Source organism: Kocuria sp. CPCC 205263, assembly GCF_040981075.1.
GTDB lineage: Bacteria > Actinomycetota > Actinomycetes > Actinomycetales > Micrococcaceae > Kocuria > Kocuria rosea.
Genome location: NZ_JAVKPV010000001.1, coordinates 381,134 through 407,826 on the forward strand (window position 1 = coordinate 381,134; position 26,693 = coordinate 407,826).

The window sequence follows — 26,693 nt, forward strand, 5'->3', positions numbered from 1 at the left end:
GGCGGGATTTCCGACGTCGAGACCAGGGGCGACCGTGCCCCGAGGAGGCCACCCAGTGAGCAGCATCAACATCACCGTGATCGACCGCGAGGGCAACCGCACCGAGGGCGTCGAGTGGAAGGACTACGAGAGCCTCATGGAGGCCCTCACCCGCCACAAGTACCCGATCCTCGCGACCTGCGGCGGCAACGCGTCCTGCTCCACCTGCCACTCCTACCTCGACCAGACCTCCTTCGCGAAGGCCAACGAGATCAACGACGAGGAGGAGGACCTCCTCGACATGCTCGACGACACCCGCCACGACACCTCCCGGCTCAGCTGCCAGGTCGAGTGGGCGGAGGAGCTCGACGGCGCCGAGGTCACCATCGCCCCCGAGTGGTGAGCCCCCCGTCCCCGCGGGGACGCCCCCGCCAGCCCTGACCAGACCCCGGACGGACCGGCCTCGCCGGCGCGCAGGAAAGTGGACCATGACCGACATCCGTGAGGACCTCACCACCCGCGCCGCCTACGTCTCGGACGCGTCGATCTACCGGCGGCTGCCCGAGGCGGTGGCCGAGCCGCGCAGCGTCGAGGAGGTCCGCGAGCTGCTGGCGCTGGCGAAGGAACGGGGCTGGTCGGTGGTCTCCCGCGGCGGTGGCACCTCCGTGGCGGGCAATGCGATCGGCGAGGGGCTGGTCATCGACACCTCCCGGCACTTCAACAGGATCCTGTCGATCGACCCCGAGGCGATGACCGCTACGATCGAGCCCGGGGTGATCTGCGACCAGCTGCGCTCCGCGGCGTCCGAGTTCGGCCTCACCTACGGACCCGACCCTTCGACGCACTCGAGGTGCACGATCGGCGGGATGGTCGCCAACAACGCCTGCGGCTCCCACTCCGTGGCGTGGGGCACGTCGGCGGACAACCTGGTCTCGCTGAAGGTCATGCTCGCCGACGGCCGGGTGGTGGAGCTGCACGAGGGCGGCACCTCCGAGCCGTGGATCGACCGGGCACTGACCGGGATCCGGGACCGGCACCTGGCGATGCTGCGCACCGAGCTCGGCCAGTTCCCGCGCCAGGTCTCCGGGTACGGGCTGCACTACCTGCTCGGCGAGAAGGGCTTCGACGCCGCCAAGGCCTTCGCCGGCACCGAGGGCACCTGCGGGGTCATCACGCAGCTCACGGTCCGCCTGGTCCGCAGGCCCGCCCACACGGCCCTGGCCGTGCTGGGCTTCGAGGACGCGTTCGAGGCCGCCACGGCGGCGCCGAAGCTGCGCGTGCCCGGGGTGTACACGATCGAGGGCATGGGCGCGGACCTGCTCGACGCCCTGCGCACCCGGCAGGGCCAGGAGCACGCCGGCCGCGAGCTGCCCCGCGGCGGCGGCTGGCTCTACTGCGAGGTCGGCGCGGACACCCTCGAGGAGGCCGAGGCGGCCGCCCGCACCCTGCCGGGGCTCGTCCCGGAGAACGTCGTGGACTCCGTGATCGTCTCCGACGCGGGGCAGGCCCGCGCCCTGTGGCGGATCCGCGAGGCCGGCGCCGGGATCGTCACCCGCCTGCCCGACGGCGGGGAGGCCTGGCCGGGGTGGGAGGACTCCGCGGTCCCCCCGGCGCGCCTGGGCGAGTACCTGCGCGACCTCTACGACCTGCTGCACGAGCTGGGCCTCACCGGCATCCCCTTCGGGCACTTCGGGGAGGGCTGCGTGCACATCCGCATTTCCTTCGACCTCGGCACCGAGGAGGGGATGGCGACCTACCGCACGTTCATCGAGCGCGCCGCGGAGCTCGTGCACCGCTACGGCGGCTCGGTCTCCGGCGAACACGGCGACGGCCGCGCCCGGTCCGAGCTGCTGGCCACGATCTACTCCCCCGAGGCCCTGGCCGCCTTCGCGGAGTTCAAGGCCGTCTTCGACCCGGATGGCGTCTTCAACCCCGGCGTGCTCGTGGACCCGGAGCCCATCGACCAGGGCGTGCGCCCCGGGCCCGGCGCGCGCACGTTCGAGCTGACGCCCGTGCACGCGTTCTCCCGCGACGGCGGCTCGTTCTCCAGCGCGGTCAACCGGTGCGTGGGCGTGGGCGCGTGCCGCTCCGACGTCGGCGCCATGTGCCCGTCCTTCCAGGCGACCCACGACGAGGTGCACTCGACCCGCGGCCGCGCCCGGTCCCTGGCCGAGATGCTGCGCGGGGAGTCCATCACGGACGGCTGGAAGTCGAAGGAGACCCTCGAGGCCCTCGACCTGTGCCTGTCCTGCAAGGCCTGCGCGTCCGAGTGCCCGGTCAACGTGGACATGGCGACGTACAAGGCCGAGTTCCTGCACCACCACTACCGGCACGGCCTGACCTCCTTCCTGGGGCGCGGCCGGCGGCCGATGGCCCACTTCACGATGGGCTGGATGCCGCTGCTGATGCGGATCGTCGAGAAGGTGCCCCTCTCCTTCCGGCTGATCAACCTCCTCGAGTCCAACCGGGCCGTGGAGGAGCTGACCAAGCGGCTCGGCGGGATCGAGCCGAAGCGGCGGATGATCTCCTTCGCCGAGCAGCCGCTCACCCGGTGGTTCCGCGGCCGTCCCGCCGCGCGGCCCGGGGGCGGGCCCGCCGAGGCCCGACCGTCCGTGGTGCTGTGGCCGGACACGTTCACGAACTTCTCCGCCGACGCCCCCGGCAGGGCCGCCGTGGAGGTGCTCGAGGCCATGGGCTACCGGGTGCTGATGCCCATGGGCAACGTCTGCTGCGGGCTGACCTGGCACTCCACCGGGCAGCTGGAGATGACGCAGAAGGTGCTGCGCCAGACCCTGGACGTGATGGAGCCGCTGATCGAGGCCGGGTATCCGATCATCGGGCTCGAGCCCTCGTGCACGGTCATGCTCCAGGAGGAGATCACCGAGCTGCTCCCCGGCGACCCCCGGGCCCGGCGGGTCACCGAGCTGACGACGACGATCGGCGCGTTCGCGGCCCGCCACCTGGCCGAGGGCGGTGCGTGGCCGTTCCGGGAACTGGCCACCGAGGCGGGCCCCGCCGGTGCCGTGTGCCAGGTCCACTGCCACCAGCAGTCCATGAGCGGCTACGGCCCGGAGCTGGAGGTCCTTGCGAAGCTGGGCGTGGACACCGCCGTGGTCGGCGGCGGGTGCTGCGGGCTCGCGGGCAACTGGGGCTTCGAGCCCGGCCACTACGATGTCTCGCAGACCCTCGGCGAGCGGGAGCTGTTCCCCGCGATCCGGGCCGCGGCGGACGGGACGATCGTGCTCGCCGACGGCTTCTCGTGCCGCACCCAGATCGCCCAGGGCACGGGCGCGGACGGCGTCCACCTCGCCGAGGTGATGCGCGCGGCGCTGCCCCCGGCGGAGCCCGGCGAGCGGTAGCCCCGCCGGGAGCGGCCCCGGCCGGGGCGGGCGCCGCCTCCGGCAGCGGTGTCGGTGGCCCTGCCTAGAATGGAGCACCTGGGAGGGATCGCTTCCCGGGACGTGGCACGCCACGACGTCCGTCCGAGGAGGATATCCCCCGTGTCTTCGCTCTCCCCCGCCCCCCGCCCCGTCCTGGGGGCCCTCGCCCTCGCCGCAGCCCTGCTCCTCACCGCCTGCGCGGGCGAGGAGCCGGAGCAGACCGGCACCGCCGGCGCCCCCGCCGAGAGCGGACCGGCCCCGACCTCGGCGGCGCCCCCGGAGACCGCCCCGGCCACCGGGACGGAGGACGCCACGGCGCCGGCCGAGGACCGGACCGGCGGGCAGGACACCGCCGGGCCGGCGGAGCCCCGCCCGGCGGAGGAGCCCGCCGCGGACGGGCCGGACGACGACGGGGCGGACGAGGCGGCGGCGGAGCGGACGGACGGCGGCACCCCCGACGCCGGCGCGGAGGGCGACGGCACGGCCGCCCGCGGCGGCACCGCGGGCACCCGCACCGGCGGCTCGCCCCTGTGCACCACCTCCCGGCTCGAGGTCGCGGCCGCCCCCGTGGGCGGCGCCGCCGGCTCCGTCCACGTGGACGTCGTCCTCACCAACGCGGGCGAGGACCCGTGCACGCTCGCGGGCTACGCCGGCGTGTCCTTCGTCGACGCCGACGGCACGATGATCGGCTCCCCGGCCCTGCGGGACGCCACCGTCCCCGGCACCGGCCAGGTCCTGGCGCCCGGGGAGTCCGTCACCGCCGGCCTGCGCATGAGCCAGGCCGGCAACCACCCGACCTGCGACGCCCGGACCGCCACCGGTCTGCGCGTCTACCCGCCCGAGAACACGGAGTCCGTCGTGATCCCCTTCACCGTGGAGGCCTGCGGCGATCCGCGGATCCACCAGCTCGAGATCCAGGGCTTTGGCGCCTGACCCAGCCCTGAGCCTGTTCACCGAGCACACCCGGGCCTGGTTCTCGGGTGCGTTCGCCGCGCCCACCGCCGCCCAGGAGGGCGCGTGGCGGGCCATCGCCGCGCGGCGCCACGCCCTGATCGTGGCGCCCACCGGCTCCGGCAAGACCCTGGCCGCGTTCCTGTGGGCCCTGGACCGGTTCGTGGCGGAGGCCGCGCCCGGCGCCGGGACGTCGGCCGCCGGGCCCGCCCCCGGCCCTGCGGGCGGCGCCCCGGCCCCCGGCGGGACCCTGCGGGCCAAGGCCCGCTCCGCGAGCACCGCGGGCGAGCGGCGCGGGACCCGCGTCCTCTACATCTCCCCGCTCAAGGCCCTGGGCGTGGACGTGGAGCGCAACCTGCGGGCCCCCCTGATCGGCATCTCGCAGACGGCCCGGCACGCGGGGATCGAGCCGCCGGAGATCAGCGTGGGCGTCCGCTCCGGGGACACGCCCCAGGCGATCCGCCGGGCCCTGCTCACGAACCCCCCGGACATCCTCATCACCACCCCCGAGTCGCTGTACCTGATGCTGACCTCCAAGGCGCGGGAGACCCTCACGGACGTTCAGACGGTCATCGTGGACGAGGTGCACGCCGTGGCCGGCACCAAGCGGGGCGCGCACCTGGCGCTCACGCTCGAACGGCTGGACGCCCTGCTGGAGCAGCCGGTGCAGCGCATCGGGCTGTCCGCGACCGTCGAGCCGATCGAGACGGTCGCCCGGTTCCTGGGCGGCCGGGAGCCGGTCACCGTCGTCGCGCCGCGCACGGAGAAGACGTGGGACCTCACGGTCTCGGTGCCCATCCCGGACATGACCGTGCTGGGCGGGCCGAGCGCCTCGCCGTCCCTGGCCGGCTCGGCCTTCGGGGACGACGACCTCGACGCCCTCGCCCCCACGACCACGGCGTCGATCTGGCCGCACGTCGAGGAGCGGGTCGTGGACCTGGTGCTCGAGAACCGATCGACCATCGTGTTCGCCAACTCCCGCGGCCTCGCCGAAAAGCTCACCGCGCGGCTCAACGAGATCTACGCGTTCCGCGTGGAGCACGCGGACCCGGACGGAGGGGCCCGGGACGGCGCCCCCGCGGACGGCACCGGTCCGGGCGACGACGGGGCGCCGGGGCCCCCGGCCGGCTCCGCGCCCCAGCAGGTCGGGGACGTGCTGCGCTCCGCCCTCGCCGGGCGGGAGCCGGCCGCGACCGGCGGGTCCGCCGCCTCCGAGCCCGCGGACCTGCGCCGGCAGACCGGCCGCTACGAGGGCGCGGCGCCGGTGCTGGCCCGCGCCCACCACGGGTCGGTCTCGAAGGACCAGCGGGCGGTGATCGAGGACGACCTCAAGACCGGACGGCTGCGCTGCGTGGTGGCCACCTCCTCCCTGGAGCTGGGCATCGACATGGGCGCGGTGGACCTGGTGGTCCAGATCGAGGCCCCGCCCTCGGCGGCCTCGGGCCTCCAGCGCGTGGGCCGCGCCGGTCACCAGGTGGGCGAGGTCTCGCGCGGCTGGTTCTACCCGAAGCACCGCGGGGACCTGCTGGACGCCGCCGTCACGGTGGAGCGGATGCTGCAGGGACGGATCGAGCCGCTCTCGGTCCCCCTCAACCCCCTGGACGTCCTGGCCCAGCAGACGGTCGCGGCGACCGCGCTGGGACCGATCGACGTCGAGGAGTGGTTCGACACCGTCCGCCGGTCCTGCCCGTTCCTGACCCTGCCGCGCTCCGCCTACGACGCGACCCTGGACCTGCTCGCGGGCCGCTACCCGTCCGACGAGTTCGCCGAGCTGCGCCCGCGGATCGTGTGGGACCGGGAGACCGGCACCATCGAGGGCCGGCCCGGGGCGCAGCGCCTGGCCGTGACCTCCGGCGGCACGATCCCGGACCGCGGCCTGTTCGCGGTCTACCTCGTGGGCGAGCAGGACGGGAAGAACTCCCGGCGGGTGGGCGAGCTCGACGAGGAGATGGTCTACGAGTCCCGCGTGGGGGACGTGATCGCCCTGGGCGCCTCGAGCTGGCGGATCGAGGAGATCACCCACGACCGCGTCATCGTCTCCCCCGCCCCGGGCGTGCCGGGCAAGCTGCCGTTCTGGCACGGCGACGGCCCCGGCCGGCCCGTGGAGCTGGGCCGCGCGGTGGGCCGGTTCAACCGCGAGATCGCCGGGGCCTCCGCGGAGGACGCCCGCACCCGGCTGCGCGCGGCCGGTCTCGACGAGTGGGCCGCCGACAACCTGCTGGCCTACGTGGGCGAGCAGAAGGAGGCCGTGGGGCAGGTCCCGTCGGACCGGCTGTTCGTCGTCGAGCGCTTCCACGACGAGCTCGGGGACTGGCGCGTGGTGCTGCACTCGCCGTTCGGGATGCCCGTGCACGCCCCGTGGGCGCTGGCCGTGGGGGCCCGGCTGCACGAGCGGTACGGCCTCGACGGCTCCGCGCAGGCCGCCGACGACGGGATCGTGCTGCGCGTGCCGGCCATGGAGGACGAGCCCCCGGGGGCGGAGCTGTTCCTCTTCGACGCCGACGAACTCGACCAGATCGTCACCGAGGAGGTGGGCGGCTCCGCGCTGTTCGCCTCCCGGTTCCGGGAGTGCGCCGCCCGGGCCCTGCTGCTGCCCCGGCGCGACCCCGGCCGGCGCTCCCCGCTGTGGCAGCAGCGCCAGCGCTCGGCGCAGCTGCTGGACGTCGCCCGGAAGTACCCGCAGTTCCCGATCATCCTGGAGACGATCCGCGAGTGCCTCCAGGACGTCTACGACCTGCCCGCGCTCAAGGAGCTGCACCGGGCGGTCGAGCGGCGCGCGATCCGGGTGGTCGAGACCACCACGGAGCAGCCCTCGCCCTTCGCCCGGACCCTGCTCTTCGGCTACGTGGCCCAGTTCCTCTACGAGGGCGACTCCCCGCTGGCGGAGCGCAAGGCGGCCGTCCTGTCCCTCGACGCCGCCCTGCTCAACGAGCTCCTGGGCCGCGCCGAGCTGCGGGAGCTGCTGGACCCGGAGGTCATCGAGCGCACGGAGGCGGAGCTGCAGCGCCTGGCCCCGGACCGGCGGCTGCGCGGGGTCGAGGGTGCGGCCGACCTGCTGCGCCTGCTCGGCCCGCTCACCACCGCCGAGGCCGTCCGCCGGCTCCAGGACCCCGGGGACCCGGAGTCCGCGTGCCCCGAGGACGTCGCCGCCGGGTGGCTCGAGCAGCTCGTGGCCGCCAACCGCGCCCTGCGCGTGCACCTGCGCGGCGTCGAGCACTGGGCCGCGATCGAGGACGCCTCCCGGCTGCGCGACGCGCTGGGCGTGCCCCTGCCCATGGGGGTGCCGCTGGCCTTCGTGGAACCGGTCGAGGACCCGCTGGCCGATCTCGTCTCCCGCTACGCCCGCACCCACGGGCCCTTCACCGTGGACGAGGCCGCGGCGCGGCTCGGGCTGGGCACGGCCGTGGTGCGCACCACGCTGGAGCGGCTGGCCGCGGACCGGCGCGTGGTCGAGGGCGAGTTCCGGCCGGTGCGCCCCGACGGCAGCGGGGCCGGCCCGGCGGCCTCCGAGTGGTGCGAGTCCGAGGTGCTGCGCCGGATCCGGCGCCGCTCGCTGGCCGCGCTGCGCCGGGACGTGGAGCCCGTCTCCGGGCAGGTCTACGCCCGGTTCCTGCCGGCCTGGCAGCACGTGGGCCGGGGCCACCAGCTGCGCGGCGAGGACGGGGTGCTGACGGTGGTGGACCAGCTCGCGGGCGTCGCCGTCCCCGCCTCGGCCTGGGAGCCGCTGGTGCTCGCGGCCCGGGTGGCCGACTACCGGCCCGAGCTGCTGGACGAGCTGACCGCCACCGGGGAGATCCTCTGGTCCGGAGCCGGGTCCCTGGCGGGCGACGACGGATGGGTGTCGCTGCACCTGAGCGAGGCGGCCCCGCTCACCCTGCCCCCGGCCGAGACCCTCGAGGTCGCGGCGGCGGCCCTGGACTCCACGCTGGAGCGGCGGGTCCTCGACGTCCTGGCCCCCGGCGGCGCGTGGTTCTTCCCGCAGCTGCTGGGCCTGCTCGACGCCGCCGGGGACCCGGTTCCCGCCCCGGCGCTGACCACCGCGCTGTGGAACCTCGTCTGGTCCGGGCTGATCACCAACGACACCTTCCTGCCCGTGCGCTCCCTGCTCGCCGGCGGGCAGGCCGCCCACCGGCACCGGGCCCAGGCCCCCCGGGGACGCACCACGTCCCGCCGGGGCGCCGCCCGGCTGCGGCCCGGCGCGGCCCCCCGCCCGGGGATCGGCGGGGCGCTGCGCGCCCCGGCGCGGGCAGCCACTCTGGAGCGCCACGACTCCCCGCTCGTGGCCGGGCGCTGGTCCATGCTGCGCCCCGAACCCCTCGACCCCACGCTGCGGGCGTCGGCCACCGCGGAGCTGCTCATGGACCGCTACGGCGTGGTGACCAAGGGCCCCGTGGCGGTCGAGGAGCTCCCCGGCGGCTTCGCCACCGTCTACAAGGTGCTCTCCACTCTCGAGGACACGGGCCGGGCCCGCCGCGGCTACTTCATCGAGGGCCTGGGCGCCGCCCAGTTCGCGCAGGCCGCCACGGTGGACCACCTGCGCACGTTCAGCACCGACGACCAGGTCCGCGCCGAGGAGCCCGTGGCGCTGGCGCTCGCCGCGACCGACCCCGCCAACCCCTACGGGGCGGCCCTCGAGTGGCCGGAGCCCGTGTCCGTGCCCGCCCCGGACGGCGGGGACGCGCCCGCGGGGCGGCACCGGCCCGGGCGCAAGGCGGGCGCCGTCGTCGTGCTCGTGGACGGCGCCCTGGCCCTGTACGTGGAGCGCGGCGGGCGGACCGTCCTCGCGTTCACCGACGACGCGGCCGCCCTGGCTGCCGCCGGACCCGCCGTGGCCGAGACCGTCCGCCGGGGCGCGGTGGACAAGCTGACCGTCGAGCAGGTCAACGGCGCCGGGGTCCTGGGGCACGGCCCCGTCGAGACCGCGGTGCGGGAGTCCCTGCTGGCCGGCGGGTTCTACTCGACGCCGCGCGGTCTGAGGATGCGCCGATGAGCGCGGACCCGAGCACCGGGGGCGGCCGTGCCCGAGGGTGACACCGTCTACCGCCAGGCCGTCCTGCTGCGCCGCGCCCTGGCCGGGAAGATCCTGACCCGCAGCGACCTCCGGTTCCCGTCGATCGCCACCGCGGACCTCTCGGGGCGCACCGTGACCGAGGTGGTGCCGCGGGGCAAGCACCTGCTGGTCCGCACCGACGGCGGGCCCGACGGCCTGCCCCCGCTCACCCTGCACTCCCACCTGCTCATGGAGGGCATGTGGCACGTCTACCCGCGGGGCGCCCGGTGGCGACGCCCCGGCCACCAGGCGCGGGCGGTGCTCGAGAACGCGGCCGCGCAGGCCGTCGGCTTCGACCTCGGCATGCTGGACCTCGTGGCCACCGCCGACGAGGACGAGCTCGTGGGCCACCTCGGCCCGGACCTGCTGGGCCCCGACTGGGACCGGGCGGAGGCCCTGGCCCGGCTTGCCCGCCACCCCCTCCGGCGCGTGGGGGCCGCGCTGATGGACCAGCGCAACCTCGCCGGCATCGGCAACGTCTACCGCAACGAGATCCTGTTCCTCCAGCGGCTGCACCCCTTCACCCCGGTGGCCGAGGTCCCGGACCTCGGCGCGGTCGTGGACCTCTCCCACCGGCTGCTGCACGTCAACCGGGACCGCTCGCAGCGCTCCACGGTGGGGGGCCCGGCCCGTCGCGGCGAGCAGTTCTGGGTCTACGGCCGCGGCCGGCAGCCGTGCCGCCGGTGCGGGGCCCCGGTCCGGGAGGCGCGGATCGACGACGCCGAGCTCGTGCCCGGCGAGCCGTACCCCGGGCCGCCGCGGGACCGGGCGGTGTGGTTCTGCGAGCGCTGCCAGCCCCTCCCCTCCTGAGTCCGGCCGTCGCGGCTTATCATGAGATCGCCGCCCCAGCGGCCCGACACCATGAGGAGGCACCATCAACACGACCCTGCTCGGCGCAGAGTACTTCGCGGCACCCGAGGACGGCACGGACGGCGAGGTGTTCCGCTCCGCTTCCCGTGCCTCTGCCGCGGCCCTGGACCAGCGCGAGGACGTGGTCCGCTACAAGGACCGCTTCGCGCTGCGGATCACGGACCAGACCCCGCACGACGTCATGGTCCAGAACCTGCTCTTCCTGCGCGGGGTCCTGGACTCGGCGGGCGTCGATTACCTGCTGGTGCGGGGCAACGACGAGCGCCCCGTCATCGCCGTGGACCTCAAGGACCGGCCCCGGCTCCGGCAGGCCCTGGTGGACGCGGCCGTGGGCGAGCCGTACTACGTCAAGCCGATGGACACCAAGAAGAAGACCGTGCAGCTGCTGGCCGACGGCGAGCTGTCCTCGCGCCGCAACGCGCGGGTCCTGCGGCTGTTCCGGCCCCACTACTCCGCGGAGGCCAGGCTCTACTACGGCGCCGGCACCGGGGTGCAGGTGGAGCTGTGGGAGTTCGGCGAGGACGAGATCCGGCTGCCCATCGAGAACTCGCTGACCCGGCGCACCGTCCCGGTGGCCGAGGCCGTGCGCGGCACCGTGGAGCGCTTCGGCCTCACCTGGCCCACGATCGAGAACATGTTCGCCGACCACGCCATCGACATCGACTTCGCGGTCGACATGATCTTCTCGTGGGTGGACGGCTCCGACGAGGAGTACCGCAGGGTCCGGGCCTCGTACATGGCCGACGCCGTGGTGGGCGAGGGCGACGCGCACGAGGCCCGCTTCCGGCAGGTCGACGAGCTGAAGTACGCCCTGCGCTCGGTGCACATGTTCGCCCCCTGGGTGCGCAACATCTACATCGCCACCGACTCCCGGCCGCCGGCGTGGCTGGCCGAGCACCCGCGCGTGCGGGTCGTGCGCAGCGAGGAGTTCTTCGCGGACACCTCGGCCCTGCCGATCTACAACTCCCAGGCGGTGGAGGCGCAGCTGCACCACATCGAGGGGCTCTCGGAGCACTACCTGTACTCCAACGACGACATGTTCTTCGGCCGCCCGATCGGCCCGGCGCTGTTCTTCTCCCCGGGCGGGATCACGAAGTTCGTGGAGAACGAGACCCGCATCGGCCTGGGCGAGAACTCCGCCGAGCGCTCCGGCTTCGAGAACGCCGCCCGCGTCAACCGCCGGCTCCTGTGGGAGCGCTTCGGCCGGATCACCACCCGCCACCTGCAGCACTGCGCCGCGCCCCTGCGGCGCAGCGTGGTGGCCGAGATGGAGCGGGAGTTCCCGGCGGAGTTCGCCCGCACCGCGTCCAGCCGCTTCCGCGCGGCGGACAACATCTCGGTGACGAACTCGCTCTACCACTACTACGCGCTGCTGACCGGCCGGGCAGTGACCCAGGAGACGGCCCGCACGGAGTACGTGGACACCACCACGCGCTCCGGACTGCAGCAGATGGAGAAGCTGCTCGGCCGCCGCAACCTCGACATGTTCTGCCTCAACGACGGCAGCTTCCCGGAGGTGCCCGGTCCCGAGCGCGCGGAGCGGATGACGGAGTTCCTGGAGCGCTACTACCCCATCAAGGCTCCCTGGGAGAAGTGACCGCGGAGAGCGAGCGGGGCCGGTGCGGGATCCCCGCACCGGCCCTGCTCGCTCTCCGCGGCTCGACGACTGCCGCGTCCGAGCCGGGGCTCAGGTGCGCGGCCGGTCCCCGGGGCCGGGGTCGCCGTCGGGGCGGGTGCTGCCCTCGCTCCGGGCGTCGCCGTCGTGCCGGGTCCGGGTGTCCGATCTGGCGTCGCCGTCCTGCCAGGGAGCCTCGTCGGAGCGCGTCCCGGAGCCGCGGTCGGTGACGTCCTCGCGGCGTCCGCGGGAGGTGTCAGCAGGGGTGGAGTCGTCCCCGTCCGGGACGAGCGAGGCGGCGTCCCGGCGGTGGGTCTCCGCCTCCTGGCGGACCTTCTCGGCGTCCTCGGTGCGCCGCTGGGCGTCCTGCTCGAGGCGGTCGGCCTCGATCCGGGCCTTCTCGGCCTCGGCGCGGGCCGCGTCCGCGTCCGCCTTCCGCTCGCGGGCCGAGAGGTCCTCCTCCTCGCTGCGGGCGCGCAGCTCGGCGGCGCGCTGCTGGTTCTCCCGCCGCTCCACGACCTCGCGCTCCTTCTTCTTGCGGCTCCCGGCCAGCGCGGCCAGGACGACCACGGCCAGCACGGCCAGGGCCAGCACGATCCAGATCCAGGTTTCCATCGGATGTTCCTCCTCGGTAGGTCCCCACGTTCCTCAATAGAAGCAGAGCCGGACGGGTCCGGCTACAGGCCCCGGCGCCCCGGCGGACGGCTCCGTGCCGGAGCACCCCGGGGTCGTGCCACCGGCACGGGGCGCACCGGCCGCCGGGCGGCGTGCGCGGAGGACCCGCGCCGCCCGGGTGCGTGCTCCGCCGGCGCAGTGGCCGGGAAGTCGTGCCTTGCCACCGGCGGTTTCGGCAGCACGCTTCCCGCTCCGCCCCGCCGCGCCCCCGGGCCGCCCGAGCAGCGCGGCGCCGGGCCGGGGAGCACGGGTCGCCCCGCGGGACACGAGGCGCCGGCGCCGTCGTGACCGAACATGACCCTCCGCGTCGGGCGGAGCGCCGCCGGGCGTGCACACGGCCCCCTCGGCGCGTCCCGCATGATCGGACATGGATTTGCTTTACTTAACGAACTCGTGCTCCGCCCGCCCTCCCGAGAGGACCTCGCCATGCGCCTCAACCCCGCCGGACCCCTGATCACCATCGCCGTCGGCCTGATCCTCTGGCTGGCGTTGCCGTCGGTCGTGGGACCGCTGAACCTCGCGCTCGCCGGCCAGATCATCTTCTGGGTGGGCGTGGCCTACCTCGCGCTGGTCCTGATCGCCGCCGCCGTGCCGTCCCGGCGCCGCTCCACCCGCCGCACGGTGGCGGACCCCGGCACCGGGGAGCGCATCGAGCGCTCCGAGACCGACCTCATCTGAGCGGACGCGGAGCGGCTCACACCAGAGCGGGGACCTTCCGCAGCGCCTCCTGGAGGGCGCCCAGGAGGAGGGCCACCGACCCGGCGTCGGCGTTGGGGCCCATCAGGCCGATCCGCCACACGGTGTTCGCGTACTCCTTCACGCCCGCCCCGATCTCCACGGAGAAGTGCTCCAGCAGGTAGGCCCGCACCCAGGCGGAGTCGACGCCCTCGGGCACCTTGACCGTGGTCAGCTCCGGGAGGCGGTGCCCCTCGGCGGCGAACAGCTCCAGCCCCATGTCCTGCAGCCCAGCCTGGAGCGCGTCGCCCGAGGCCTGGTGACGGGCCCAGACGTTCTCCAGGCCCTCCTCGGCGATCCGGCGCAGCGCGGCGTCCAGGGACGCGATCATCGCCGTGGGCGCGGTGTGGTGGTAGGTCCGGGCCCGGCCCTGGGCCTCGCCCACGTAGCCGCCGAGCATGCCCAGGTCGAGGTACCAGGAGCGGGGGTGCTGCACCCGGCGCTCGAACGCGGCGTCCGAGATCGTGAACGGCGCCAGGCCCGGGGCGACCCCCAGGCACTTCTGGGTGCCCGCGTAGCCGAGGTCCACCCCCCAGTCGTCCGCGCGCAGCTCGATGCCGCCGATGGACGTGACCGCGTCCACGAGCAGCAGGGCGTCGCCCTTGAGCTCCCCCAGCGCGGCGATGTCGGAGCGCACGCCCGTGGAGGTCTCCGCGTGCACCGCCGCGATGATCTTCGGGGACGGGTGCGCCTCCGCGACGCGCTGCGGGTCGATCGGCTCCCCGTAGGGGAAGTCCACGCGCACCACCTCGGCGCCGCACCGGGCCGCGACGTCGCACATGCGCTCGCCGAACAGCCCGTTGACGGCGACGACGACGACGTCGCCCTCCTCCACCGTGTTGACGAACGCCGTCTCCATGCCGGCGGAGCCGGTGGCGCTCAGCGGCAGGGTGCGCCGGTTGTCCGTGCCCCAGACCGTGCGCAGGCCGTCGCAGGCGCTGTCCATGACGTCGAGGAAGGCGGGATCCAGGTGGCCGAGCAGCGGGTGGCCCAGCGCCGCCGTGGCCTCCGGGTAGGGGTTGGACGGGCCGGGGCCGAACAGGTGTCGCTGGATCAGGGGCACGGTGCACTCCTCAGGGGAACGGGTGGACGGGTTCGCCGACCAGCCTATGGCCTGCCCGCGCCGGAGGGCGTCAGCGTGCTGCCCCGCAGGTCGCCGGAAACCTCACCGGCGTCCGAGCCGGCGGAGCAGCGAGCCGAGGCGTCGCGCCGGAGCGCTCCGCGGACGGCCGCCCGGGCCGCCGTCCGGCCGGCGGGGCCGCTGGGCGGTCCGGGACCAGGAGGCGAACATGGCGCTGCCCTCGGTGGCCGTCATGCGGTCCTGGAGCGTGGGCCGTCCCGCGGGGCCCTGGACCACGCCGGTGCGCTTGTCGTAGGTGAAGCCGTCGTCGAGGACGATGTGCCGTTCCGTCTCCGTGACCACGGTGTACAGCACCGCGTGCTCGCCGGAGCCCGCTCCGGGGTGGACGGCGGCGCGCGCGCCGGGATGCGTGGCACCGCCGTGGTTGAAGTCGAACAGGTCGGCCATGGGAGGGGCGTCCTCCTGAGAGCTCGGGGACTCCGGTCGCCGGCACGGCGCCGGCGACGGTCCGGCCCGGGCCCGGTGGGGTGCGGACCCGGTGCGGCGGGTGGGCGCTCCCCACTCTAGCGACCGGTCGCGGGGCCCTCGAGGCCCCGGGGCGCTCCCCCGACCGGGGCCTCCCGGGCCGCACGGCGGCACCCGAGGGCATCCCGCCCCGCGGGCTCGGTCCCGTAGGCTCGGTCCCGTGGGCTCAGTCCCGTGGGCACAGTCCCGCGGACTCAGTCCCGCGGGTCGGCCGGGACCGGCTGGTGGGTCTCGTACATCCGCACCGCCACGACCAGGGCCGAGACGGCGCTGATGCCGGCGGCGGCCCAGACCGCGGCGTGCAGGCCCAGCAGGTCGGCCACGATCCCCCCGAGGACGGCCCCGACCGCGTAGCCCAGGTCGCGCCAGACCCGGTAGACGCCGACGGCCCGGCCGCGCCAGACGGGGTGGGCGACGTCGCCGACCACCGCCAGCAGCGTCGGGTAGACCATCGCGGTGCCCGCCCCGAGCAGGACCGTCCCGGCGGCCCAGCCGCCGAACCCGTCGCCCAGGGCGATGACGGCCAGGGCCGCGGCCTGGGTGCTCATCCCGGCGGTGATCAGGTGCTTGCGCCCGACCCGGTCCGACAGGGCCCCGGTGACCAGCTGCCCCACGCCCCACACCCCGGGGTAGAGGGCGAAGAGCAGACCGATCTGGGACACGGTGAGCTCGGCGGTGGCGAACAGCAGGGGGAACAGGCCCCAGGACAGCCCGAAGTTGAGATTGTTGACCAGCCCCGCCTGGCTGGCCGAGGACAGCGCGGGCTCCCTCAGACTGGTCTGGGCGAAGATTTGGCGATCGGTGAGACCGGCGTGCAGGTGGTCGTGCATCCCGTCGGCGCGGGGGGTGTGCCGACCGGCGTCGAGCAGCGCGTGGCCGCGGGTCTCCTTGACGAACGCCCCCGACAGCAGCAGGGCCAGGGCGGTGTAGGCCAGGCCCAGCAGGAACGGGGCCGGGCGCAGGCCGTACTGCTCGGCCAGGTACCCGGCCAGCAGGGAGGTCACGGCCACCGCACCGTAGCCGGCGGCCTCGTTGAGCCCCATGGCCAGACCGCGCTGGGCCGGGCCCACGAGGTCGATCTTCATCACCACGGTCGTGGACCAGGTCAGGCCCTGGTTGACGCCGAGCAGCACGTTGGCGGCCACGACCCACCCCCAGTCCGGGGCGAAGATCAGCATCAGCGGCACCGGCACGGCGAAGAGCCAGCCCACCAGCAGCACCGGCTTGCGCCCGTACCGGTCGGAGAAGGTGCCGGCGAACCAGTTGGCGATCGCCTTGGTGATCCCGAACGCGGCCACGTAGGTGAAGATGAAGGTGTAGCCGGTCAGCCCGAACTCGTCCTCGGCCAGCAGCGGCAGCACGGTCTGCTGCTGGCCGACCATCCCGCCGACCAGGGCGTTGACCGCCACCAGGAGCGTGAACTGGGCGGCGTTGGCGCGCAGCCCCAGGCGGACGGGCTCGGGCGTGCCGGGGGGTCTCGTCTGCCGGCCCATGGCCGCTCCCTCCGGTGTCGTGGGCCCGCCGGACGGCGTGCCCGCTGATGCTCCGAGGAACCGGGAGCAGTGCTGTCAGCAGTGTTCCACGGTTCGTCGGAGGATCGACCGAGAGACGGGCGGCGTGACGAGGCGCGGGCGGCGCGGCACGCGGAGTGCGGCGCCCCTCCCCCGCCGGCACGCCGGGGCGCCTGTTGTGGTCGGGCACACTCCTCTGTAACCTCTGGACAGGCCCACGGCGGGTCCGGATCCCCGGGCCATCTACCAGGCAGAACCGCACCATCGACCACGCAGCGGCCGCCGTCGGCGCACGTCCCCCCGTCCCGGCCCGGGACGCTCCCGGCGGCATCTGCCCCAACCCCCGGGAGTTCCGCATGGACACTGACCGCACCCCGCCCGCCGACGCCCGGCAGCTGCTGCTGGAGGCCATCGACCTGGCGGTGGGCAACGCCGCCGTCGACGGCGGCCCCTTCGGCGCCGTCGTCGTCGCCGCCGACGGCCGCCGCTTCAGCGGCGTCAACCGCGTCACGGCCGACAACGACCCCACCGCGCACGCGGAGGTCATGGCGATCCGCGCCGCCTGCCGCGAGCTGGGCACCTTCGACCTCTCGGGCGCGACCCTCTACACCAGCTGCGAGCCGTGCCCCATGTGCCTGTCCGCCTCGCTGTGGGCCCGGCTGGACGCCGTCTGGTTCGCCGCGGACCGGCACGACGCGGCCGCCGGCGGCTTCGACGACGCCGAGTTCTACGAGTACTTCGCCAAGCCCGAGCACGAACGGTCGCTGCCGGTGCGCCCGGTGGTCCTCGCCGAGCGCACCGCACCGTTCGAGGCCTGGGCCAGGAACGTCGCGCGCACGGCCTACTGAGCCCTCCGGGGCACACTCCCCGAGCCGCGAAGACGCCCGGCCCCCGACTGCGACACCGGGCGTCTCAAGCAGTCCCCGCACGTGGGAGCGGGGACCGGCCCACACTGTGAGGCGGCTTACGAAATGATGAACATTCAATTACAGGTCAGTACCCTTGCATCGACGAGCCGCGGCCGGCTCACGGGTCCGATGTGCGATGCACGTGGGGGGACACCGGAGCACAGTCGGCTGAGCTCTCCGGGTGCCGCTCTCGTGCCGATCCGCCGAGGGCGGCGCCTCCCTCCGCCGCCGTCAGGACTTCGGACGTTACTCGGATTCGCAAAAGCACTTGCGCTCCCAACCTCGACGCCCCTAGAACCATCAGTAAACTGTGCTTTGCGTCACTTCCTGTCTTGTCGCTCCCACCGAGAGGCCGATCCCGTGAAGAAGTCCGCTCTGCTCGCAGCACCCGCCCTGGCCCTCGCGGCCCTGGCCCTGCCCGCCACCGCCGCCCACGCCGACGGCGCCCACGCCGCAGCCGACAGCATGTCCTTCCACGCCGAACTCGCTCCCGTCAACAGCAGCACCGCCGCCGGCCACGCCGTCGTGGACGTCGCCGGCCAGGAGGCCACGGTGACCGTCGAGGTCGCCGGTGCCCCCGCCCTGTTCCAGGGCGCACCGTATCCGCACGCCCAGCACATCCACATCGGGGGCCAGGGGATGTGCGCTCCCCCGACGGCCGACGCCGACGGGGACGGCGCCGTGAGCTCCATGGAGGGCCAGCCCTGGACGGGTGGGATCGGGGCCTCCCTCACCACCTCCGGCGACACGACCCCGGCCTCGGCCGTGGCGATCGACCGGTTCCCCGCCGGAGACGCCTACACCTACCAGCGGACCGTCCCGGTGGACGCCGCGATGGTCACGGCCCTGCAGAACGGCACCGCCGTGGTCAACGTCCACGGCGCGGACCCGGCGGCCCTCTCGGCCGCGGCGCAGGCCAAGGCCAATCCGATGGCCCCGGACCTGCCCCTCGCCTCCGACATCCCGGTGGCCTGCGGCGTCCTGGCGCCCGCCCAGATGGCCGTTCCGGAGGGTCCTGCCGACACGGGCGTGGAGACCGCCGGGACCGGCTCGGACACGAACGGGATCATCGGTGCGGCCGTCCTCGCCATGCTCGCGCTGGGCGCCGCCGTGGGCGTGCGCCGCCGGGTGGCCGGCGGACGCTGACCGGCGGGCACCGGATGGCCCGGCACCGCCGCGAGCCCCGCCACCGCCGCACGGGGGTGGCGGGGCTCTCCGTGGTCCTGGCCCTGTGGTGCACCGGTGACAGCCCCGCACCGGGGACGACGACGGAGCGCGGGTCGGTCGCGGAGCGCGTCGTGCCCCTCGCTGCGGGCGCCCTGTCGGCACCGTCCTCGCCGCCGCCCGTTCGGGCGAGCGCCCCCGCGGACGCGGCGCAGGCGCCGGCTCCCGCCCCGGAGGCCCTTCCCGAGTCGCCGCCGGAGCGCCTGTCGGTGGAGCGCATCGGACTGGACGAGGAGCTCGTGCAGCTCGGGCTGCGCCCCGACCGGAGCCTGGAGGTCCCTCCGGAGGGCCCCGGCGCACCGGCCGGCTGGTACCGGCACTCACCGACCCCGGGCGAGGCCGGCCCGTCCGTGCTGCTGGGCCACGTCAACGCCACCGGCAGCGGCCCCGGCGTGTTCGCCGACCTGCACCGCCTGACCCGGGGGGACCTGATCACCGTGACCCGCCTGGACGGCTCCGCGGCGGTGTTCGCCGTGGACGCCGTCGAGCGGTACGAGAAGGCGGCGTTCCCCACGCTGCGCGTCTACGGCAACACCGCCGGCCCGGAGCTGCGCCTGATCACCTGCGACGGCTACGACCCCGCGACCGGCTCCTTCGACGAGAACCTGGTCGTCCACGCGTCCCTGGTCCACGGCTGAGCCGCTGGGGGCCGCACCGCGACCGTGGCAGGACACGGCCCCGGTCCGCGGACCGGGCCCCGGGACGGGCCGACGGTCCACGGCCCGGGGCCGCACCGGGGGGAGCCGCTAGACCAGCTCGTCCGTGAGGTGGTTCGGCGTGCCGAACCGGTGGGCGGTGATGCTGATCGCCTGCTCGTGCAGGAACGGCAGCAGCTCGACCCGGCCGGCCCCGGTGACGGGGTGGGCGTAGACGGCCAGGTCCGGGCGCGAGCCCGTCGCGGCGATGAGGGCCGCGCGGTCCCCGCCGATCAGGCGGACGCGCCCGCCGCCGAGAGCCGGGGCGCCGGCCAACCACGCGGCGTCGTCCTCCACCCGCACGGGCACGCCGCGGTCGGTGAGCACGGCGCGCACCGGGGCGGGCAGCTCGTGCGCCGTGGAGACGGTCAGCGCGGAGCCCGCCCGCAACCCGGCTGCGACGACGCGCAGCAGGTCGGCGAGCGGCTCGCCCTCGGACAGGCGCACCGTGACGGGCAGGGGCAGGTAGCGGAAGACGTTGCGCTCGGCGTAGAGCCCGGTGACGTCCTCGGCGACGCCGAACTCCTCGGCCCAGGCGGCCTCGTCGCTGCGCAGCGCCTGCTCGAGGCCCTGCGCCTCGGCCGGCCCGAGGTCTGCCGTGCCCGAGTGCGCGGCCTGCAGCAGCTCGACGGCGGCCGCGTCGGCCACGGGGAGCCCGGCCCCGCGCAGCGGCGCCGGCTCCCACTCGCCCAGGCCCATGAGGTAGCTGGGCCCGCCGGCCTTGGTGCCGGGGCCGACGGCCGACTTCTTCCACCCGCCGAAGGGCTGGCGCTGGACGATGGCCCCGGTGATGTGGCGGTTGACGTACAGGTTGCCGGCCTGGACGTGCTCGAGCCAGTAGCCGATGTCCTCCGGGTCCAGGGAGTGCAGGCCGGCGGTGAGGCCGTACTCCACCTCGTTCTGGAGGGCCACGGCCTCCTCCAGGGTCTCGGCGGTCATCACGCCGAGCACGGGCCCGAAGTACTCCACGTGGTGGAACTCGGAGCCCCGCTGCACGCCGGTGCGCACGCCCGGGGACCACAGCCGGCCGGTCCCGTCGAGCTGTTGCGGCTCGATCAGCCAGGACTGTCCCTCCTCGAGGGTGGTCAGGGCCTGGAGCAGCTTGCCCTCGGCGGGCTCGGTGAGCGGGCCCATCTGCGCGGCAGGGTTGGTCGGGTGGTCGACGGTCAGGGAGGTCACGGCGTCCACGAGCTGGTTTCGGAACCGCTTGGACTTGGCCACGGAGCCGACCAGGATCACCAGGGAGGCCGCCGAGCACTTCTGCCCGGCGTGGCCGAACGCCGAGTAGGCGACGTCCTTGGCTGCGAGGTCGAAGTCGGCGCTGGGCGTGACGATCAGCGCGTTCTTCCCCGAGGTCTCGGCCAGCAGCGGCAGGTCGGGGCGGAAGGAGCGGAAGAGCTCGGCGGTCTCGTAGGCGCCGGTGAGGATCAGCCGGTCCACCGCCGGGTGGGAGATCAGCTGGCGGCCGAGGGCGCGCTCCTCGAGGTCCACGAGGGCGAGCACGTCGCGGGGGATCCCGGAGGCGTCGAGGGCCTCCCAGAGGGCCTCGGCGACCACGGCGCCGCAGCGCTTGGTCGGGCCGGCCGGCTTGAACACCACCGGGGAGCCGGCGGCGAGGGCCGCCAGCGCGGATCCCGCCGGGATGGCCACCGGGAAGTTCCACGGCGGGGTCACCACGGTGAGCCGGGGGGGCACGAAGGACGCGCCGTCGACCTCGTCCAGCTCACGGGCGCGCTCGGCGTAGTAGTGGGCGAAGTCGATCGCCTCGCTGATCTCCGGGTCGGCCTGGTCGAGGGTCTTGCCGGCCTCGGCGGCGGCGACCTCGAGCAGCTCGGCCCGGCGGGCGGACAGGGCGTCGCCCGCGCGGTGGAGCACCTCGGCGCGCTGGGCACCGCTCAGCGCGGCCCAGCCGCGCCCGGCCTCGAGGGCCGCCTCGATAACACGGTCGAGCTGCTCCTCCGTGCGCAGCGCCGCGGCCGTGACGGTCGCCACGCCGGCCCGGGAGCCGGGGACCCGGGCGAGGATTGCCCGCCCCCAGTCCCGGTTGGCGGCCACGGCCGGGTCGGTGTCCGGCGTGTTGGTGAACGCGTCGGTCGGGGCGGGCGGCTCGGGCAGGCTGCGGTCCTGGACCCGGTGGGGAGCCGGCACGGTGTCGTCGAGGCCGGCCAGGGAGGCGAGGAAGCGCTGCCTCTCGCGCTCGAAGAGCTCCTCGTCGGTGGAGAGCTCGAAGACCGCGGACATGAAGTTCTCGCGGGACGCGCCCTCCTCGAGCCGGCGGATCAGGTAGGCGATGGCCACGTCGAACTCGGCCGGGTGCACCACGGGGGTGTAGAGCAGCAGGGACCCGACGTCGCGCTTGACGGCCTCGGCCTGGCCGGTGGCCATGCCGAGCAGCATCTCGAAGTCCACGGCCCCGGCCACGCCGCGCTCGGTGGCCAGCAGCCAGGCGAAGGCGATGTCGAAGAGGTTGTGCCCGGCGACCCCGATGCGCACGGCGTCCGTGTGCTCGGGCTGCAGCGCGTAGTTGAGGACCCGCTTGTAGTGGGTGTCCGAGTCCTGTTTGGTGCCCCAGGTCGCCAGGGGCCAGTCGTGCAGGGACGCCTCGACCTGCTCCATCGGCAGGTTCGCGCCCTTGACCACGCGCACCTTCACGGGAGCGCCGCCGGCGGCGCGGCGGGCGGCGGCCCACTCCTGCAGGCGGATCATCGCGGCCAGGGCGTCGGGCAGGTAGGTCTGCAGGACGATGCCGGCCTCCAGGTCCTTGAACCGGGGCTGGTCGAGGATCCGGGTGAAGACCTCGAGGGTCATGTCCAGGTCCTTGTACTCCTCCATGTCCAGGTTGATGAACTTGGGCGCGGCGAAGGAGGCGGCCCGCTCGTACAGCGGGGTGAGCTTCTCGACGACCTCGGTCACGGCCTCGTCGAAGGCCCAGGGCGAGTGCGGGGCGACGGTGGAGGAGACCTTGATGGAGACGTAGTCGACGTCGGGGCGGGCCAGCAGGTCGTGGGTGCCCTGCAGCCGGCGGGCGGCCTCGCGGTCCCCGAGCACGGCCTCGCCCAGGAGGTTGACGTTGAGCCGGACGTCGTCCTTGCGGATCTTCGCGATCGACCTCCCCAGCTTGGCCTCGCTGGCGTCCACGATGAGGTGCCCCACCATCTCGCGCAGCGCCTTGCGGGCCGCGGGGATGACGACCTGCGGGGCCACGGGGGCGAGGGCCCCGCCCGTGCGTACCGCGGAGCGCAGGTACCAGGGCAGGAAGCCGGGGACCTTCGGCGCCAGCCGGGCCAGGTTGCGGGCCGCCACCCGGAGGTCCTCGGGGCGGATGACGCCGTCGACGAAGCCGACCGTGAAGTCCAGGCCGGCGGGATCCTTCAGCACCCCCGCCAGCTGCTCCCCCGAGGCGTCCCTGGGGAACTGCTCCGCCTCGGTGAGCCAGCGGCGCACCGTGGCCACGGCCTGCTCGGGGAGCGACGCCGGGATGGCGGCGTGGGGAAGGGTGCGTCCCACCGCGGGGAGGCCGGGGGCCTGCGCTGCCGGGGGGACGGGGATCGTCGTCATGGGTGGTACTCCCTGGGTTGGGTCGAAAGCACTGCGGTACGTCCAGTGTGCGCCCCGGGACGATTCGGATAAAGTGAAGAATTCCACAGATGATTCGTCAGCAATACTAATCTTTCGGAGGCGGCGGAATGCTGGACGTGCGCAAGCTGCGGCTGCTGCGGGAACTTGCACTGCGGGGCACCCTCGCGGAGGTCGCCGCCGCCCTGAACTTCAGCCCCTCGGCGGTCTCCCAGCAGCTCTCGGCGCTGGAGAAGGAGGCGGGGGTGGCCCTGCTCTCGAAGGCCGGCCGGCGGGTCCAGCTCACGCCGCAGGCGGAGATCCTGGTGGCGCGCACCACCGAGCTGCTGGACGTCCTGGAGCGCACCGAGTCGGACCTGGCGGCGTCGCTGAGCACGGTCACCGGCACCGTGCGGGTCGCCGTGTTCCAGTCCGCGGCCCTGGCGCTGCTGCCGGAGGTGCTGGGCGCCATGCGCCGCGAGCACCCGGACGTGCGGGTCGAGATGGTGCAGGCCGAGCCGGAGCGGGCCCTCTACGAGACCTGGGCCCGGGAGTTCGACGTGGTCGTGGCGGAGCAGTACCCGAGCCACGCCGCCGCCCACCACCCGGACCTGGACCGGCGGCGGCTGATCACGGACGCCATCCGCCTGGCTGTGCCCCCGGGCCCCGAGCACGCGTCCGTCGCCTCCCTGCGGGACGCCCGCGAGCTCCCGTGGGTCATGGAACCGCGGGGAGCCGCCTCGCGGCACTGGGGCGAGCAGCTGTGCCGGCGGGCGGGCTTCGAGCCGGACGTCCGGTTCTCGACGGCGGACCTGCAGGCGCAGACCCGGCTCGTGGAGTCCGGCAACGCCGTGGCGCTCATGCCGGACCTGATGTGGGCGGGCGGGGACTCGCCCTGCCGGCTGGTCGACCTGCCGACCGGGCCCCGGCGGACGGTGTTCACCTCGATCCGCGGGGCGAGCGCCCACCGCCCGGCGATCCTCGCGCTGCGCGCCGCCCTCGAGACGGTGGCCGCCGGCCTGGCCGGACGGATGGAGTGAGCCGGAGGGAGCCGGCCGGGCGGAGCGCTACGGGCGCAGCGCGGCCCGTCGCGTGAGCGCCCCGCGCAGCCGGTCGTCCGCGATCTGCTCCAGCAGCCACGGGCTGAGCAGGAAGGGCGCGGCCTCCGCCGCGGCGAACAGCTCCTTCGGGGCGATCCAGGCGACCTCCGCGACCTCGGCGGGCAGCGGCCGGGGCTGCCCGGTGGCCCGCGCCACGTAGACGGGGCAGAACTCGTTCTCCACGATCCCGGAGGCGTCCACCGCCCGGTAGCGGAAGTCGGGCAGCACCTCCGTCATCCCCGTCACCTCGAAGCCCAGCTCCTGGCCGGCGCGGCGCGCGATGGCCTCGACGAACCCCTCGCCGGGGCCCGGGTGACCGCAGAAGCTGTTGGTCCACACGCCGGGCCAGGTCTTCTTCGCGAGCGCCCGGCGGGTCAGCAGCAGCCGCCCGTCGTCGTCGAGGACATAGCACGAGACCGCCAGGTGCAGGGGGGTGTTCGTGGTGTGCACCCCGGCCTTGGGCGCGGTTCCGATGGGACGGTGCGCCTCGTCGAGGAGGACGACTTCTTCGGCTGACATGGGCCTCGTTCCGGTCGGCAGGCGGGTGCGGGTGCTCCTCCATTCTCGCAGGATCCGGGGAGCGGCGGTACGCGGGCCTGCTGAGTGGACAACGGGGCGCGGGCGGAGCACGATCGGGAACCATGCGACGACGTCGGCCCGCCACCGCCCCCCTGCCGCTGCGGGACGGGGTGGACCCGGTCCGGGTGCGGTTGCCGGCCGCGGAGGCCGCCGCCCCCGGGACCGTCCGCGGCTATCTGCTGAGCAGGTTCCCCGCGTCCGCGCCCGAGCTCGAGGAGCTTTTCGCGGCCGGCGGGATCGTCGACGACGCCGGGCGGCCCCTCCCCCACGACACCCCCCTCCGCCCCGGCGGCTCGGTCTGGTACCACCGCGCCCTGCCCGAGGAGCCGGAGCTGCCCGGGGACCTGCCGGTCCTGTACGAGGACGAGTGGCTGCTGGCGGTCGACAAGCCGCACGGGCTGCCCACCACGCCGCGCGGCGGCTTCGTGGCGCAGAGCGCGCTCGTGAAGCTGCGGCGCGCCCGCCGCGAGGACCGGCTCTCCCCGCTGCACCGGCTCGACCGCGGCACCGCCGGGGTGCTGCTGCTCTCGCGGGACCCCGGCACCCGGGGCCGGTTCCAGACCCTCTTCCAGGAGCGTGCGGTGGCGAAGGAGTACGAGGCCGTGGCCGGGCACCGGCCCGGGCTGCGCCTCCCGCGCCTCGTCGAGTCCCGCATCGTCAAGGACCGCACGTCCCTGCAGGCGCGGGAGGTGCCGGGACCCGTCAACGCCCGCACCGAGGTGGAGAGCGCCGGGCCGCCGTTCGCGGACGAGGAGGGGACGTGGGCCCGCTACGTCCTCCGGCCCGAGACCGGGCGCACCCACCAGATCCGGGTGCACCTGGCCGGCCTCGGCATCCCGGTGCGCCACGACCCCCTGTACCCGCGGGTGCGGCCGGCCGGCGCCGAGGACCCCGGCCGTCCGCTGCAGCTGCTGGCCCGCCGCATCGCCCTCGTCCACCCGGTGACCGGCGAGCCGCTCGTGCTCGAGAGCCGCCGCGCCCTGCCGGCCGGGGATGCCGCGTGAGAGCGCCGCACGCCCCCCGGGCGACGGGCCGCGTCCCGGCGCCGGACGTGACTCGGGGGCTCATGCTCTGGGTCATCGCGGTCGCCAACGTCACCGTCTGGATCTGGGCGGCCGGGCCCACGGACGGCCCCCGGGACCGGACGCTGGGCACCGGTGCGGGCACCGCGGCGTGGACGGCGGACGACGTCGTCAACATGGCCATGTCGATGCTCGTGGACGGCCGCGGCTTCCCCCTGTTCTCGTTCCTGGTCGGCTACGGCGTGGGCCAGATCGCCGCGCGGGAGGCCGCCCGCGGCACGCCGCTGCCCCTGGCGCGCCGGCTGCTGCTGCGCCGCTACGGGTGGCTGCTCCTCATCGGGGCCCTGCACGCGTGCCTGCTCTTCCCCGGGGACATCATCTCCGCCTACGCGTTCGGCGGGCTCTTCCTCGCCGTGCTGATCGCCGAGAGCACCCGCACCCTCGTGGTCCTCTCCGCCCTCGGCTCGGTGCTCATGGTCCTCTACGGCGCGGCGAGCTGGTCCGTGCGGACACCCGGTACGCCGCCGTTCCCCAGCCTGGTGGCGGACTCGGTCCCGGAGCGGCTGGTCCTCGGGCTCGTGGAGGGGCTCGGGGTGGTGTCCTTCGCCCCGCTCCAGCTGCTGGGCCTGCTGCCCATGCTGCTGCTCGGGCTGGCCCTGAGCCGGTACCGGGTGCTCGAGGACCCCGGGCCCCGCCGCGGCCGGCTGCTGGTCACGGCCTCGGTCTGCATCGGGCTCGGGCTGCTCACGGGCGTGGGCACCGGGCTCCTGACCACGGACCGGCTCGAGCCCTCGCCGGCCGCCGGTTCCGTGCTCACCGGCCTGGACGCGGTGACCGGCGCCGCGCAGGGCATCGGCTACGCGCTGCTCGTGGCGCTGGTCTGCGACCGCGTGCTGGGCCCCGGGGCCGCGGCCCTCCGGGCGCGCGAGCATCCTGCGCTGTGGTCGCTGCAGGCCCTCGGCCGCCGGTCGATGAGCGGCTATCTGGCCCAGTCCGTGCTGTTCACCGTGCTGATGCCCCCGTTCGCGCTGGGGCTCGGCCGCTCCCTGACGCCCACCGCCGCGCTGCTGCTCGGCTCCGCCGTGTGGCTGGTCACACTGCTCGGCGCGGCCCTGCTGGAGCGGCGCGGCCTGCCCGGACCGGCCGAGATCCTGCACCGGCGGCTCTTCCTCGGCGCCGGCGGGAACCGCGCCGAGGACCGCGGCGGGCCGCCGGCCCCGGCGAGCGCCTAGGCTCGG

The 26,693-nt window shown here is 74.9% G+C and carries 19 protein-coding genes; 13 read left to right on the plus strand and 6 right to left on the minus strand.

The annotated features are described in order from the left end of the window. Positions 1-55: 55 nt before the first annotated feature. From RF647_RS01800 to RF647_RS01825, 6 genes are all read left to right on the plus strand, one after another. The gene (locus RF647_RS01800; protein WP_368810236.1) at positions 56-382 is read left to right on the plus strand and encodes a 2Fe-2S iron-sulfur cluster-binding protein; all 327 of its coding nucleotides are present in this window, start codon (positions 56-58) and stop codon (positions 380-382) included. An 85-nt stretch (positions 383-467) separates the two neighbouring features. Beyond that, complete coding sequence (locus RF647_RS01805; protein ID WP_368810237.1) at positions 468-3,338, plus strand: FAD-binding and (Fe-S)-binding domain-containing protein; 2,871 nt, start codon at positions 468-470, stop codon at positions 3,336-3,338. A gap of 141 nt (positions 3,339-3,479) precedes the next feature. Continuing rightward, on the plus strand, positions 3,480-4,292 hold the full coding sequence (locus RF647_RS01810) for a DUF4232 domain-containing protein (RefSeq protein ID WP_368810238.1): 813 nt from the start codon (positions 3,480-3,482) through the stop codon (positions 4,290-4,292). Continuing rightward, positions 4,282-9,300 carry a DEAD/DEAH box helicase gene (locus RF647_RS01815; protein ID WP_368810239.1) on the plus strand — a complete coding sequence of 1,673 codons (5,019 nt, stop codon included), beginning with the start codon at positions 4,282-4,284 and terminating at the stop codon, positions 9,298-9,300. The genes RF647_RS01810 and RF647_RS01815 overlap by 11 nt, the downstream gene beginning before the upstream one ends. 27 nt (positions 9,301-9,327) lie before the next feature. Then, entirely contained in the window at positions 9,328-10,170 is an 843-nt protein-coding gene (locus tag RF647_RS01820; protein ID WP_368810240.1) for a DNA-formamidopyrimidine glycosylase family protein, read from the plus strand. Between the two features lie 127 nt (positions 10,171-10,297). Beyond that, positions 10,298-11,827, plus strand: a complete 1,530-nt coding sequence (locus RF647_RS01825; protein WP_368810241.1) for a stealth conserved region 3 domain-containing protein — start codon at positions 10,298-10,300, stop codon at positions 11,825-11,827. A 90-nt stretch (positions 11,828-11,917) separates the two neighbouring features. Here the strand turns inward: RF647_RS01825 and RF647_RS01830 are convergent, their stop codons facing one another. Continuing rightward, on the minus strand, positions 11,918-12,460 hold the full coding sequence (locus RF647_RS01830) for a hypothetical protein (RefSeq protein WP_368810242.1): 543 nt from the start codon (positions 12,458-12,460) through the stop codon (positions 11,918-11,920). 486 nt (positions 12,461-12,946) lie between these two features. On the opposite strand from RF647_RS01830, the gene RF647_RS01835 reads away from it, so the two are divergent. Continuing rightward, entirely contained in the window at positions 12,947-13,198 is a 252-nt protein-coding gene (locus RF647_RS01835) for a DUF6458 family protein (RefSeq protein WP_109268503.1), read from the plus strand. Between the two features lie 16 nt (positions 13,199-13,214). Here the strand turns inward: RF647_RS01835 and RF647_RS01840 are convergent, their stop codons facing one another. The 3 genes from RF647_RS01840 to RF647_RS01850 form a co-directional block, all read right to left on the minus strand. Next, the gene (locus tag RF647_RS01840) at positions 13,215-14,318 is read right to left on the minus strand and encodes an alanine--glyoxylate aminotransferase family protein (protein WP_368810243.1); all 1,104 of its coding nucleotides are present in this window, start codon (positions 14,316-14,318) and stop codon (positions 13,215-13,217) included. 102 nt (positions 14,319-14,420) lie between these two features. After that, on the minus strand, positions 14,421-14,783 hold the full coding sequence (locus tag RF647_RS01845) for a hypothetical protein (RefSeq protein ID WP_284563293.1): 363 nt from the start codon (positions 14,781-14,783) through the stop codon (positions 14,421-14,423). Between the two features lie 272 nt (positions 14,784-15,055). Then, positions 15,056-16,354, minus strand: coding sequence for an MFS transporter (locus tag RF647_RS01850; RefSeq protein WP_368810244.1), 1,299 nt, complete (start codon positions 16,352-16,354; stop codon positions 15,056-15,058). A 374-nt stretch (positions 16,355-16,728) separates the two neighbouring features. On the opposite strand from RF647_RS01850, the gene RF647_RS01855 reads away from it, so the two are divergent. From RF647_RS01855 to RF647_RS01865, 3 genes are all read left to right on the plus strand, one after another. After that, complete coding sequence (locus RF647_RS01855; protein WP_368810245.1) at positions 16,729-17,220, plus strand: nucleoside deaminase; 492 nt, start codon at positions 16,729-16,731, stop codon at positions 17,218-17,220. A gap of 420 nt (positions 17,221-17,640) precedes the next feature. Further along, positions 17,641-18,426: a hypothetical protein gene (locus RF647_RS01860; RefSeq protein ID WP_368810246.1), complete on the plus strand. Its 786-nt coding sequence runs from the start codon at positions 17,641-17,643 to the stop codon at positions 18,424-18,426. Between the two features lie 14 nt (positions 18,427-18,440). Then, positions 18,441-19,142 carry a class F sortase gene (locus RF647_RS01865; RefSeq protein WP_368810247.1) on the plus strand — a complete coding sequence of 234 codons (702 nt, stop codon included), beginning with the start codon at positions 18,441-18,443 and terminating at the stop codon, positions 19,140-19,142. Positions 19,143-19,250: 108 nt separating this feature from the next. On the opposite strand, the gene RF647_RS01870 is transcribed toward RF647_RS01865, so the two are convergent. Beyond that, entirely contained in the window at positions 19,251-22,757 is a 3,507-nt protein-coding gene (locus RF647_RS01870) for a bifunctional proline dehydrogenase/L-glutamate gamma-semialdehyde dehydrogenase (protein WP_368810248.1), read from the minus strand. A gap of 128 nt (positions 22,758-22,885) precedes the next feature. Here RF647_RS01870 and RF647_RS01875 point away from each other — a divergent pair, with 128 nt between their 5' ends. Next, complete coding sequence (locus RF647_RS01875; protein WP_035927786.1) at positions 22,886-23,794, plus strand: LysR substrate-binding domain-containing protein; 909 nt, start codon at positions 22,886-22,888, stop codon at positions 23,792-23,794. Between the two features lie 27 nt (positions 23,795-23,821). Here the strand turns inward: RF647_RS01875 and idi are convergent, their stop codons facing one another. Beyond that, positions 23,822-24,373: an isopentenyl-diphosphate Delta-isomerase gene (gene idi / locus RF647_RS01880; RefSeq protein ID WP_368810249.1), complete on the minus strand. Its 552-nt coding sequence runs from the start codon at positions 24,371-24,373 to the stop codon at positions 23,822-23,824. A 122-nt stretch (positions 24,374-24,495) separates the two neighbouring features. Here idi and RF647_RS01885 point away from each other — a divergent pair, with 122 nt between their 5' ends. Together RF647_RS01885 and RF647_RS01890 are read left to right on the plus strand one after the other, a co-directional pair. Continuing rightward, positions 24,496-25,437 (plus strand): pseudouridine synthase, encoded by a 942-nt coding sequence (locus RF647_RS01885; protein WP_368810250.1) that lies wholly within the window; start codon positions 24,496-24,498, stop codon positions 25,435-25,437. Positions 25,438-25,499: 62 nt separating this feature from the next. Beyond that, positions 25,500-26,687 (plus strand): DUF418 domain-containing protein, encoded by a 1,188-nt coding sequence (locus tag RF647_RS01890; protein ID WP_368810251.1) that lies wholly within the window; start codon positions 25,500-25,502, stop codon positions 26,685-26,687. Positions 26,688-26,693: the final 6 nt, after the last annotated feature.

What these genes read in the sequence shown, in the direction of transcription:
- RF647_RS01885 (WP_368810250.1), top strand. Translation starts at nt 24,496, where the DNA reads ATGCGACGACGTCGGCCCGCCACCGCCCCCCTGCCGCTGCGGGACGGG.
- RF647_RS01890 (WP_368810251.1), top strand. Translation starts at nt 25,500, where the DNA reads ATGCTCTGGGTCATCGCGGTCGCCAACGTCACCGTCTGGATCTGGGCG.
- RF647_RS01865 (WP_368810247.1), top strand. Translation starts at nt 18,441, where the DNA reads ATGGCCCGGCACCGCCGCGAGCCCCGCCACCGCCGCACGGGGGTGGCG.
- RF647_RS01850 (WP_368810244.1), bottom strand. Translation starts at nt 16,354, where the DNA reads ATGGGCCGGCAGACGAGACCCCCCGGCACGCCCGAGCCCGTCCGCCTG.
- RF647_RS01855 (WP_368810245.1), top strand. Translation starts at nt 16,729, where the DNA reads ATGGACACTGACCGCACCCCGCCCGCCGACGCCCGGCAGCTGCTGCTG.
- RF647_RS01870 (WP_368810248.1), bottom strand. Translation starts at nt 22,757, where the DNA reads ATGACGACGATCCCCGTCCCCCCGGCAGCGCAGGCCCCCGGCCTCCCC.
- RF647_RS01845 (WP_284563293.1), bottom strand. Translation starts at nt 14,783, where the DNA reads ATGGCCGACCTGTTCGACTTCAACCACGGCGGTGCCACGCATCCCGGC.
- idi (WP_368810249.1), bottom strand. Translation starts at nt 24,373, where the DNA reads ATGTCAGCCGAAGAAGTCGTCCTCCTCGACGAGGCGCACCGTCCCATC.
- RF647_RS01805 (WP_368810237.1), top strand. Translation starts at nt 468, where the DNA reads ATGACCGACATCCGTGAGGACCTCACCACCCGCGCCGCCTACGTCTCG.
- RF647_RS01875 (WP_035927786.1), top strand. Translation starts at nt 22,886, where the DNA reads ATGCTGGACGTGCGCAAGCTGCGGCTGCTGCGGGAACTTGCACTGCGG.
- RF647_RS01830 (WP_368810242.1), bottom strand. Translation starts at nt 12,460, where the DNA reads ATGGAAACCTGGATCTGGATCGTGCTGGCCCTGGCCGTGCTGGCCGTG.
- RF647_RS01835 (WP_109268503.1), top strand. Translation starts at nt 12,947, where the DNA reads ATGCGCCTCAACCCCGCCGGACCCCTGATCACCATCGCCGTCGGCCTG.